Raw genomic sequence first — 9123 nt, forward strand, 5'->3', positions numbered from 1 at the left:
CTGTACGGTCGGCGTGGGCCCCGGGAGATAGGCGCTTCCGGGGCCCGCCTTACGCGTCGGGGTTGCGGGTGTGATCGGCGACCAGAGCCTGGATGGCGCCCTTGTCGCCGGGGGCGGTGGTCCAGTCGCAGACGTCGCAGTCGGCGTACCACCGGCCGTCGGAGCGCTGGGCGGGTCGCGGGGCGCGGTGGTGACGACGGCGTCGGTAGGCCACCGGGGCTCCTCCTGTCGGTCCTGGGCGAGCCGGGTCATGGCGTCGGTGGCCTTGATGGGGGTGCCGGAGCGGGTGCGGAGGATGCCGCCGATCTCTTGGCCGTTGTGGTGGACGGGGGTGAGCGGCCGGGCGAGCGGGTGGGTCATCACGCGGCCTTCTTCTTGGTGTGGTCAGCGAGGAGTTCCAGGGCGCGGCTGAGAGTGATGTACGAGGAGAGGGCACCGCAGGTGTCCCACTTCCAGTCCTTCCAGGGGTTGGACCAGCCGCCCTGGGGGTCGATGTCGCGTATGTCGATGACGGTTTCGACGCCTGCGCCGGTGCGGGGCGGGCGTTGGGTGAGGGTCCACGGCAGGTCGGTGGCCTGGACGGCGGCGAGGAGTCGGGCGGCATCGCCGGGCAGGTTCAGGTCGCCGGGCAGGTCGGTGATGGCCTCGATGACCCACCCGTCGTTGGCGGCGGTGGTGAGGTTGACGGAGGCGGGCAGGTGGTCGGCGTGGACCACGCCTTCGCAGGGGTGGCCGGTGCGGGTGGCGCGGATCATCGGGTCTCCATCTCCTTGCGGGCGTTGACGCGGTAGAGGGTGTGGGTGCCGGTGTCGAGACGGCCGCGTAGGACCACGTCTCGGGACCAGGGCCACCGTCGGGTGATGGTGCGGATGGTGAGGGTGCGGCCGTGGATGGTGATCCGGTCGCCGGGGCGGAGGCGGCGGGCCTGGACCGTGGTGGGCATCGGGGCGCCTTCCTGTGGTTTCCTGGTGAGGCGGGACGCCCCCAATTCGGGTGAGGGCGTCCCGCAGTGCGTCGTTAGGGCTGAACGGACCTGAACGCCTCTGCGAGGACGTCCGTGGGGTAGGTGTTGACCTCGCCGAAGGTGGCGTCATCTCGCTTGACGGGCTTCTCGCCGCGGGTCCGCATCAGCCGCGAGGCCGTGGCGCCGACCCGGGCGAGGTAGGCGCGGTCGCGCTGGTGCCCGTTCTTGATGGCGTAGCCGAGGGCGGTGAACCAGTCGTGGTGTCCCTCGATGGCTTCGAGGCGGGCTTCCGTGGTGTCGAGGCGTCCCTCGGCGGCCTGGATGCGACTCCGGTCCTCGCGGATCCGGTCGAGGATGCCGTAGAGGAGGTCGAGGTCATCGCCTCCGGGGGCGGGGGTGATCTCGGCTTCGCGGGTCTTGGTGGCGAAGTAGGTCTGCGCCTTGGCGATCTCTTCCTTGCGGGGGTCGCCGTTCATGGCCCACATGTAGGCGCCGTAGCGGGTGAGGCGGAAGTCATCGACCTGTCGAGTGGCTCCGGACCCCAGGTCGACCATGTGCACCCCGGGGTCAATATGGTCCTGAGCCGCGCTCTCCCCGAGAGTGTTGATGATGGCGGCCTTGGCGCGGCCGATGCCGTCACGGACATGAGCCCACCGGGCGTACCCGAAGTGGGCCATGAGCTGTCGTGCGGACCAGTACTCGTTGCCTTCAGCGTCGACCTGCATGATCGCGTCGAAGGGGCTGCCCCCACGGGTGTCGATTTGGTTGGTCATGTGCTCCCCGTTTTCGTTCGCGGGACCTCTCGCCCCGCCACTGGCACCACTCTATGGAACATCATGTTCCATCGTCAAGTGGTTTCTGCCATGGACTTTGAGACAGTTCGATGTAACACTTAGTTCCATGATGACCAGTGGAACACTGATAGGCATGGACAAGCCATCCCTGAAGCAGTTCGCCGACCAGTGGCGGAAATCCGCAGAGCACACCGAAGCCCTACGCATCGCCGTCGCCAACGCCATACGCACGGCGAACCAGGAGGGCATGCCACAGAAGGACATCGCCGAAGCGACGGGGTACACCCGGCAGCAGATCCGCCGGATCGTGAACGCCGACGCCGAGTAGGTCCGCCTGACACGCCAGCCCGCGCCACCTCCGGCGCGGGCTTTGTGCTGTTCACGGCCACTCCCCGTCGGTGGGCATCGCCCTGACGAGGTGTGCGGCGTAGTCCTGGCCGTGCTCGTCCAACATGACCGCGAGCTCGCGGGCGAACCGGGCGCGGACCCTCTGGTCGTGTGCGGCGTCGGGGTCGTGCTGGCTGGTGGTCGCGGGCGGGGTGAACACCGCGTCGTAGTCGTGCATCACGCCCCCACCTCGAACGGCAGGTGGGGCTGGGCGTCGATCGCGGACAGGCGCTTCGCCGCCGCCTCGCAGTACTCCTCCGACGCCTCCACCCCGACCGCCTGGCGTCCCATCTCCCGGGCGGCCACGAGCGTGGACCCGGACCCCGCGAACGGGTCCACGACCAGACCGCCCGGAGGCACCGAGTACGACACCAGGTGCTCCAGCAGGCCCTTCACGGGCTTCTCCGTGGGGTGGATCGCCGAACGCTGCATGGACTTCGCGTACAGCACCGACCGGGCCAGCACCGTGCCGTCTCGCACGTCCGCCGACGGTCCCCGGGACCCGTACTGCGCGGGCCCGTACTCGGATCGCCTGATGGTGCGGCGGTGCTCTCCGGAGATGATCCGCGGCACCTCGTGGTGCACATCGCCCCACGCCCCCCGGTACCAGTGGGTGGCGATCTCGTGCACACGGCGGAACCGGTCGGTCTGGAAGCCAGGGCCGTTGTGCTTCTCCCAGACGACGTCCTGGGCGAGCTTCCATCCGGCTGCGGTGTACTCGCTGTGGTGCTTGAGGAACATGCGCATGGACCCGAAGCACCACAGGGCGGGCGCGACGATGGCGGCGACTTCGAGCCACCCGTCGGGCCACCGGTCCCAGGCGAGGGAGGTTTCACCATAGGGCGGGTCCGCGATCACGCAATCCGCCTGGAGCTCCAGTGCGGGCAGGACGTCGCGGCAGTCGCCGACGTAGAGCTGGGTGTGCGGGTCTTCGTAGTAGGGCTGCATGTCCCCTCCTTGGGGTGGAACCCGCCGTGCCCGGGGTGGTCACAGACACGGCGGGAGACTGTGGGTCAAGCGGCGGCGGTCTGGCGGGGCTGGGCGTCCGGGTCGTCGATATCCACGCCCTCCCACGCCTCCAGCGGCAGCCAGCCATTCGTGACGGCCTGGCCGATCGTCCCCGGCGAGAACACTTCCGATGCCGCCACCTGCGGCCACACTCGCCGGATCAGCTCAGCGGTCTGCGCATGGAGCGTCACGGCCTTCCCCGCACGCACCTTGGACAGGAACGACACCGACAGCCCCGTGGCCTCGGTGACCACGGACAGCGGGATGCCAGCCGTAGCGGCGGCCTGGAGGCGCCGAGCGCACCCCTCCGAGGGCACCCGGGGCTTCCGCTTCGGCTCCTCGCGAGGCTCCTGCGGCTCTCCCATCGGCCCGACCCTCGGGTCGTCGATGTCCAGCCCTTCCCAAGCGCGAGGTCCTGGCCAGTTGCGCTTGCGGGCCGCCGCCATCGCCGCCCCTCCTGCCGCAACCCCTCCCGTGGCCACCAGCGACGGATAGATGTCGGCGACCTCCTTGGCGAGGTCGGCGGGCACCCGTTCGCGCTTGCCCGTGCGGATCCTGTCGAGGTAGTCGTGAGCGGCCGTGGTGATATGCCGTTCGACGGTGCGGACGCCGACTCCGATCACGGCGAGGGCCTGAAGGCGCCGGCGGGTGCCGGTGGCATCGACGACGGTTTCGGTGACCGTGTCCGCCTCTCCGCGTTGGGCGGCGGCGTTGGCTCGCCTCCACCGGTTGCGGCGTTCGGCGTGGCGCTGGTCGGCGTCCATGCCGCCGAATACTCCGTACCGCTCAGGCTTGGTGATGGCGTATTCCAGGCAGTCGGTGCGCATAGAGCACGCCGCGCAGATGGCCTTGGCGGCGGCGATCCCAGCCTTGGTGTCGTCGAAGAACAGGTCGGCGTCGTGGTCGCGGCACGCGGCTTGGTCGCGCCAGTCAGTGACAGTGGGAGCGCTGCGCTGGTCGCGGGTGTTCGCGGCGCGGACGTACCTCACTGGTCTCCCCTCTCTCCGACGTAGCGGCCCCACGTCTCGTGGACACCCTCAGCGGTCGTGATGGCGCGGGCTTCGTAGATGTGGCGGCGGTAGGCGGGCAGGACGCCGTTGCGGATCTTCGACGCGATGTTCAGGGCGGTGCGGCGGTTGGTGTAGCCGCTGACAAGGACCCATTCGTCGGTGTTGCGCATAGCGGCGGCGAGGTCGTAGTGGGAGGCGGTGGGTTTGCCGTAGTCGGCGGGGAGGGCCGGGGCGGTACGGATGCTCACCGGGCCACCTCCGGTTCGCCTCCGAGCGTCCACGTCGGCCACACGACCTTGTCCAGACGGGCCACCTGCGCAGCAGGCAGATCCACCACCGGATGGCCCAACGCCTGCATCCCAGCCGCACGCAACCACCAGGCGTCGACCTGGTTGTCATCGGCAATGTCGAGCCCGGTCCGCTTGTACAGGGCCATGCGCATATCGGGCTTGGTCGCGTTGCCCTTCCCGGTCGCGAACGCCTTCAACGTGGCGGGCGGGACCACTGCGTAGGGCATGAGGCGCGAGATCAGCTCAGCGCGGACGGCACCGTGGACCATGCCGAGGATGGCCAGCGCGTTGGCGCGAGCGGGCGGGAGTTCCTCTATGACAACGAGGTGCCGTTCGCCTTGGAACATGCGCAGGCTGATGCTGACCTCGGCGACGGCTGCGGCGATCTCGGGCAAGCGTCGGTCTCCGGTGGCTTTGGGTTTGATGGTGGTGGTCTTGCCGTCGGGGTCGCAGAGCCCGGTGGCGGTGACGCTGAGGTCGGCTCCGGTGATTCGCGGGGTGGCGTCGGTGTAGGTCGTGAGCGGCATGTGGTGCTCCTTCTGGGGTGGGCCGCCCCCAGGCCCCCGCACTGGGAGCGGCCCGAAAAGGGGGGTGGTCAGGCGGTGCCGGGGCACCACGGGAACTCGTCGCCGTCGACCCACACGTGGTCGGTGTGCGGCGCATCGGACCCGCACGGGCGGGACCCCGGGTCGCGACGGGCCCGGTCGGCGTCCTCACGCACCCCAGGAAGCTGGGTCTCCACCGCCTGAGGCGCCCCGCAGTCCGCGCAGGCCACGTCGTAAGGCGGGCTCAACATGACCCCGTCCTCCCAGTCGCCGTCGTGGCTGACGATCCCGGTGCCACCGCAGCTCACGCAGGAGGTGTGCTCGCGGCTGATGGCCAGGTCGCGGATGACGAAGTCGGCGTCGGAGCGGATCTTCATGTCGGCGCGGAGGATGGCCTTCATCGCCGCCTGCCGCATGTCTTCCACGCCCTGCGAGTACGCGCGGGCCTCAGCGTCCGCGAGAGCCCGCTTGGCGTTCTCCAGCTCGTGCGCCATGGCGTCGCGCTGCGTCTTCAGGGCCAGGGCCTCCGGGTCGGCGACCGCGGACAGCACCGCCATGGCCTCAGCGACATCTCCGGCAGGCACCTCCCACACCGGGGAGGCGGTCGTCTCGTCGGCGCCCTCAGGGGTCGCGGACATCTGGACTGCGCCACCGCTGGCAGGCCACGCACGGAGGCGGCGGCGGGGCAGACGGGTCGTGGTCTCACTCATCGGGGGTCTCCTTCGGGGGGTTCACCCGGGCCTGCGCCCGGTCCAGCAGCGTCTCCAGGTACTCAGCGGGGGTCAGGCCAAGGGCTTCACCGGGCCACCTCCCGGTCCGCCTCAGCGAGCAACTCGTCGGCGATCCGGTCGGTGTCCATCCACAGCCACGCACCCAACGCGATCAGCAGGACCCCGAGGGCGAACGCGGCCACGACGCCGGCGGCGCTCAGAAGGAGGTTCATGACGCACCCCCGGCCATCCACTCCTCGTCAGCAGCCTTCTCCGCCGGAGTCGGCTCCGGCTTGGGGGGCGCCGGCGCGGGCTCGAACGCCTCGTCGCCCAACCGCTCCGCCGGGAACTCCTCGTCCTTGGTGACCTCGCCGCGCTGGAGCGACGTGAAGATGACCTCCAACTGGGCGATGTCGTGGTGCGTCCACGACGCCACCTTGCGGTTCAGCTTCGCTTCGAGCTGGTCCCGGGTGACCCCGCCCTTCTGGAACTCCGCGATGGCCTCAGCCGCGCGCTGAGCGACCGTCTTGCCCCCGCCGTCCGCGAGAGTCTTGTTGCACAGCTCCTTGGCTTCCTCCACGAACCACGGGGGGAGGATCGAGAAGATGGCCTCCCGGAGCCTGCGGGCACCGTTGTTGGCGTTGTTCTCGTACACGTCCCGCATGTCCGTCAGGGGCTTGGGGCCCTCCTTCTTCGTGTCGCGCTTGTGCGGCACGATGAACGTCGACGACGACCGGGTGTTGGTCTGCACGTCCCACGCCCACGCCTGCATCTCCGACTGGCCGATCTCGTCGTCGCGGCGCAGCTCGGACACCCCGTACTGGACGTTGCCCCAGCACCGGGCGAGTTCTCGGGCGAGGTGTACGGACGGCCCGGAGACCGTCTGCCCCGCGCGGGGGAACCGGAAGAAGGCGCGCTCGGCGAGGGCCTTCTGCTGGCAGGAGTCGTTCATCTGGGCGACGGCGCCAGCGATGTCGCGCGGGCACTGCTGGGCGACGACGATCGCGGCCTGCACCTCAGCGACCGCACGGGACTGCTCCACAGCGGTGCCCTGTCCGACACGGGTCGGCATGGGGATGGGCTGGGCGGCCTGCATCTGCTGCGGGTAGCCGCGGTACTGCTGGACCTGGTTCACATGTCCTCCTCGTGCTTGCGCTCCGCGTACACGGGGAGCGAGATGGTCTCGACCTGCTCGGAGTAGCCCGGCCACCTGCCGGACTCGGAGCACTGCCTGTAGAGAGCGAGCGCCTTGCGGAGCTGGGAGTGGCCGATCTTCAAAGCGACGTGGTCAAGCTCGATGACCGTGGTCACGTAGGGGGCGGCCTTCTCCTGGAACACGAAGACCATGCGCGGGTCCGCGTGGATGCCCAACGCCCGGACTCCCTCCAGGTACATGGCGGCCTGGATGTGGTAGCCGTAGTCGTAGACGGCCTTGGAGATCTGCTCCGGGTGCGCCGACCGGGTGGTCTTGTAGTCGGACACGATGAACCAGCGGGCCGTGTAGTCCGCGGTGGGCATGTGGTCCAGGCGGGCCCGGCACCACACCCCCGTCTCCGCGTCCCGCCAGAACAGGGACCGCTCAGCGGGGCCGCGCTCCGGGGCGAACACCTTCGCTGCCATCGGGTGGCCCTTCAGGGCTTCGGCCATGGCCTGCACCTGCTCGAACTCGGCGGGCAGCAGGGGGATGGCGTCGCGGGCGTAGGCGGCGTCGCGCTGTTCCTTGGCGGCCTTGGTGCGCATGTCGGGGGCGTCGATGACGACCAGTTCCGGGCCGGTTCCCAACACAAGGTGGTGAGCGGCGGACCCGATGTCGAACGCCTTCTTGGGCCCGCGCTTGTGGCGGCGCTCGTAGTCGAACAGGGCCGGGCACTCCAGGAGGCGGCGGGCGCCGGAGGAGGACAGGGACCGGCCGGGGACCGGGTCGGCGTGGTAGACGGCCTCGGGGATGTCGTAGACGCCGGGCTGAGTGATCGCGGGCGTCTCAGCGGTGGTGCGCTCGTCGATGGCGGTCACTGGTCGGCTCCCTTCACGCGGATCTCGAACCTGTCGAGCTGCTCGCGCTGCTCGTGCGGGTTGGCGGTGATCCACTCCGGGCTGTAGATCAGGTCCCACAGCTCAGCGGAGGTCACCAGACGGCCCGGCTTGAACTCGCCCGGGTGGGTGCGGACCGTTCGGCCCTTGCTGTCGGTGTGCTCGGGCCACTCGGTGGTGACCGTGCGCATCCCGCGCTTGCAGTGGTTCGCCTGCGGGTACGCGGGGTCCGGGCCACGGTGGTAGCGGATCGTGTCGTCCTGGCGGACCTGGATGACGGACCCGCAGTAGGGGCACAAGGCGTGGATCTTCGCGGGGTTCACCAGCCCACCTCCTCGTCGGGGTCGATCGGGAACGGGCGAGGCTGGTAGTCATCGCGGTCGGGCAGCACCAGGTCGTGCGCCTCAGGCCACACCGAGTCGAAATCCGGCGGCGGCATCAGCAGATCGCCCGCCAGAGCGATGTCCCGCGCCGCACGCGCCTCCATCGCCGGGTCGATCACCGCGGGCTCCGGGTCGGAGTCCTCCAGGGCGATCGCCCACAGCGAGTCGCCGCCGCCGACACCCCACAGGGCGTCCATCAGGTCCAGGAACTCGTCGTCAGACATCGGAGGCACCTCCCTCGCAGGTCTTGGTGTGGTCCACGGCAGCCGACGCGGCCTGAGCCGGGTCCACGTACCGGCCGAAGTCCAGGTCACACAGGTGGCAGGTGAACCCGTCCTCGGTGGGCGACCACAGGCGCGTGTCCTGCGAGCGCGGCAGAGAGGCGTGGTGGCGGCGCTCCGCCTCCGCCAACCCGGCCTCCCGCAGCCGGCGGCGAGACCGGGCCGCACGAGCAGCCGGAGAGCCGTCCGCGAGGATCTTCGCGATACCGTCCTCACCCAGCAGCCACCCGTAGGAGTGGGCGACCGCCAAAGTGCGCTTCTGTCCCTCAGTGGGGGTGACGCCGAGCCTGGCCAGGGTCTCCAGAACCATGCGGACGGGGGCCGGGTCGTCGGTCGGCAAGTGGTGCAGGCCGGAGGCGGTCATCGGGCCACCTCCGTCACGTACTCCGAGGCGTAGACCGTCACACCGGTGTCACGCCAGTCACGGACACCCAGGGTCGCGAGGACACCGTGCGGGGCGTCCTGCACGCGGGCGGCCTCTCCGAGCAGCACCTCCAGGTCGTCCATCCACACGCGCCGGGTCGCGGCGTCCGTCTCGTGCTGGTTCAGGTGCAGGCTGATCTCCGGGCCGGTGCCCACGTTCGTGCAGACCCGCACGGACAGCGCCGGGTGGTACTGCCACGTTCCGAGCTCGGAGACGATGCGGTGGGCGATGTCCAGGACGCGCAGTCCCGACACCGGAGGGTTTTCGGTAGTCTGAGTCACGGCACTTCCTTCTTT

The 9123-nt window shown here is 69.9% G+C and carries 18 protein-coding genes; 1 reads left to right on the forward strand and 17 read right to left on the reverse strand.

Features of this window, described 5'->3' with window-relative positions; translation table 11 throughout:
- Positions 1–49 precede the first annotated feature (49 nt).
- The 4 genes from K1J57_RS27080 to K1J57_RS27095 form a co-directional block, all read right to left on the reverse strand.
- A complete protein-coding gene (locus tag K1J57_RS27080) occupies positions 50–214 on the reverse strand; it encodes a hypothetical protein (protein WP_220561543.1) in 165 nt (54 codons plus the stop codon).
- Positions 215–359: 145 nt separating this feature from the next.
- Entirely contained in the window at positions 360–755 is a 396-nt protein-coding gene (locus K1J57_RS27085; protein WP_220561544.1) for a hypothetical protein, read from the reverse strand.
- The gene (locus K1J57_RS27090; RefSeq protein ID WP_220561545.1) at positions 752–943 is read right to left on the reverse strand and encodes a hypothetical protein; all 192 of its coding nucleotides are present in this window, start codon (positions 941–943) and stop codon (positions 752–754) included. The genes K1J57_RS27085 and K1J57_RS27090 overlap by 4 nt, the downstream gene beginning before the upstream one ends.
- Before the next feature lie 74 nt (positions 944–1017).
- Entirely contained in the window at positions 1018–1737 is a 720-nt protein-coding gene (locus tag K1J57_RS27095; protein ID WP_220561546.1) for a hypothetical protein, read from the reverse strand.
- A 154-nt stretch (positions 1738–1891) separates the two neighbouring features.
- On the opposite strand from K1J57_RS27095, the gene K1J57_RS27100 reads away from it, so the two are divergent.
- On the forward strand, positions 1892–2086 hold the full coding sequence (locus tag K1J57_RS27100; protein WP_220561547.1) for a helix-turn-helix domain-containing protein: 195 nt from the start codon (positions 1892–1894) through the stop codon (positions 2084–2086).
- A 51-nt stretch (positions 2087–2137) separates the two neighbouring features.
- On the opposite strand, the gene K1J57_RS27105 is transcribed toward K1J57_RS27100, so the two are convergent.
- From K1J57_RS27105 to K1J57_RS27165, 13 genes are all read right to left on the reverse strand, one after another.
- The gene (locus K1J57_RS27105) at positions 2138–2323 is read right to left on the reverse strand and encodes a hypothetical protein (RefSeq protein ID WP_220561548.1); all 186 of its coding nucleotides are present in this window, start codon (positions 2321–2323) and stop codon (positions 2138–2140) included.
- A complete protein-coding gene (locus K1J57_RS27110) occupies positions 2323–3093 on the reverse strand; it encodes a site-specific DNA-methyltransferase (protein ID WP_220561549.1) in 771 nt (256 codons plus the stop codon). The genes K1J57_RS27105 and K1J57_RS27110 overlap by 1 nt, the downstream gene beginning before the upstream one ends.
- A 65-nt stretch (positions 3094–3158) precedes the next feature.
- Positions 3159–4142, reverse strand: coding sequence for a WhiB family transcriptional regulator (locus K1J57_RS27115; protein WP_220561550.1), 984 nt, complete (start codon positions 4140–4142; stop codon positions 3159–3161).
- Positions 4139–4411: a hypothetical protein gene (locus K1J57_RS27120; RefSeq protein WP_220561551.1), complete on the reverse strand. Its 273-nt coding sequence runs from the start codon at positions 4409–4411 to the stop codon at positions 4139–4141. The genes K1J57_RS27115 and K1J57_RS27120 overlap by 4 nt, the downstream gene beginning before the upstream one ends.
- A complete protein-coding gene (locus tag K1J57_RS27125) occupies positions 4408–4980 on the reverse strand; it encodes a hypothetical protein (RefSeq protein ID WP_220561552.1) in 573 nt (190 codons plus the stop codon). Before K1J57_RS27125 ends, K1J57_RS27120 begins: the two co-directional genes overlap by 4 nt.
- A gap of 68 nt (positions 4981–5048) precedes the next feature.
- Positions 5049–5708, reverse strand: a complete 660-nt coding sequence (locus K1J57_RS27130; protein WP_220561553.1) for a hypothetical protein — start codon at positions 5706–5708, stop codon at positions 5049–5051.
- A gap of 86 nt (positions 5709–5794) precedes the next feature.
- Positions 5795–5941, reverse strand: coding sequence for a hypothetical protein (locus tag K1J57_RS27135; RefSeq protein ID WP_220561554.1), 147 nt, complete (start codon positions 5939–5941; stop codon positions 5795–5797).
- Entirely contained in the window at positions 5938–6843 is a 906-nt protein-coding gene (locus tag K1J57_RS27140) for a hypothetical protein (protein WP_255646632.1), read from the reverse strand. The genes K1J57_RS27135 and K1J57_RS27140 overlap by 4 nt, the downstream gene beginning before the upstream one ends.
- Positions 6840–7721, reverse strand: a complete 882-nt coding sequence (locus tag K1J57_RS27145) for a PD-(D/E)XK nuclease-like domain-containing protein (protein ID WP_220561555.1) — start codon at positions 7719–7721, stop codon at positions 6840–6842. Before K1J57_RS27145 ends, K1J57_RS27140 begins: the two co-directional genes overlap by 4 nt.
- Positions 7718–8062, reverse strand: a complete 345-nt coding sequence (locus K1J57_RS27150) for a hypothetical protein (RefSeq protein WP_220561556.1) — start codon at positions 8060–8062, stop codon at positions 7718–7720. Before K1J57_RS27150 ends, K1J57_RS27145 begins: the two co-directional genes overlap by 4 nt.
- Entirely contained in the window at positions 8059–8346 is a 288-nt protein-coding gene (locus K1J57_RS27155) for a hypothetical protein (protein ID WP_220561557.1), read from the reverse strand. Before K1J57_RS27155 ends, K1J57_RS27150 begins: the two co-directional genes overlap by 4 nt.
- Entirely contained in the window at positions 8339–8767 is a 429-nt protein-coding gene (locus K1J57_RS27160) for a hypothetical protein (protein WP_220561558.1), read from the reverse strand. The genes K1J57_RS27155 and K1J57_RS27160 overlap by 8 nt, the downstream gene beginning before the upstream one ends.
- A complete protein-coding gene (locus K1J57_RS27165) occupies positions 8764–9108 on the reverse strand; it encodes a hypothetical protein (RefSeq protein WP_220561559.1) in 345 nt (114 codons plus the stop codon). The genes K1J57_RS27160 and K1J57_RS27165 overlap by 4 nt, the downstream gene beginning before the upstream one ends.
- Positions 9109–9123: the final 15 nt, after the last annotated feature.

This window comes from Nocardiopsis sp. MT53 (assembly GCF_019598965.1).
Lineage (GTDB): Bacteria > Actinomycetota > Actinomycetes > Streptosporangiales > Streptosporangiaceae > Nocardiopsis > Nocardiopsis changdeensis.

Coding starts and splice junctions, on each gene's coding strand:
- K1J57_RS27130 (WP_220561553.1), bottom strand. CDS start 5,708: ATGAGTGAGACCACGACCCGTCTGCCCCGCCGCCGCCTCCGTGCGTGG.
- K1J57_RS27110 (WP_220561549.1), bottom strand. CDS start 3,093: ATGCAGCCCTACTACGAAGACCCGCACACCCAGCTCTACGTCGGCGAC.
- K1J57_RS27105 (WP_220561548.1), bottom strand. CDS start 2,323: ATGCACGACTACGACGCGGTGTTCACCCCGCCCGCGACCACCAGCCAG.
- K1J57_RS27160 (WP_220561558.1), bottom strand. CDS start 8,767: ATGACCGCCTCCGGCCTGCACCACTTGCCGACCGACGACCCGGCCCCC.
- K1J57_RS27090 (WP_220561545.1), bottom strand. CDS start 943: ATGCCCACCACGGTCCAGGCCCGCCGCCTCCGCCCCGGCGACCGGATC.
- K1J57_RS27085 (WP_220561544.1), bottom strand. CDS start 755: ATGATCCGCGCCACCCGCACCGGCCACCCCTGCGAAGGCGTGGTCCAC.
- K1J57_RS27095 (WP_220561546.1), bottom strand. CDS start 1,737: ATGACCAACCAAATCGACACCCGTGGGGGCAGCCCCTTCGACGCGATC.
- K1J57_RS27125 (WP_220561552.1), bottom strand. CDS start 4,980: ATGCCGCTCACGACCTACACCGACGCCACCCCGCGAATCACCGGAGCC.
- K1J57_RS27135 (WP_220561554.1), bottom strand. CDS start 5,941: ATGAACCTCCTTCTGAGCGCCGCCGGCGTCGTGGCCGCGTTCGCCCTC.
- K1J57_RS27100 (WP_220561547.1), top strand. CDS start 1,892: ATGGACAAGCCATCCCTGAAGCAGTTCGCCGACCAGTGGCGGAAATCC.
- K1J57_RS27155 (WP_220561557.1), bottom strand. CDS start 8,346: ATGTCTGACGACGAGTTCCTGGACCTGATGGACGCCCTGTGGGGTGTC.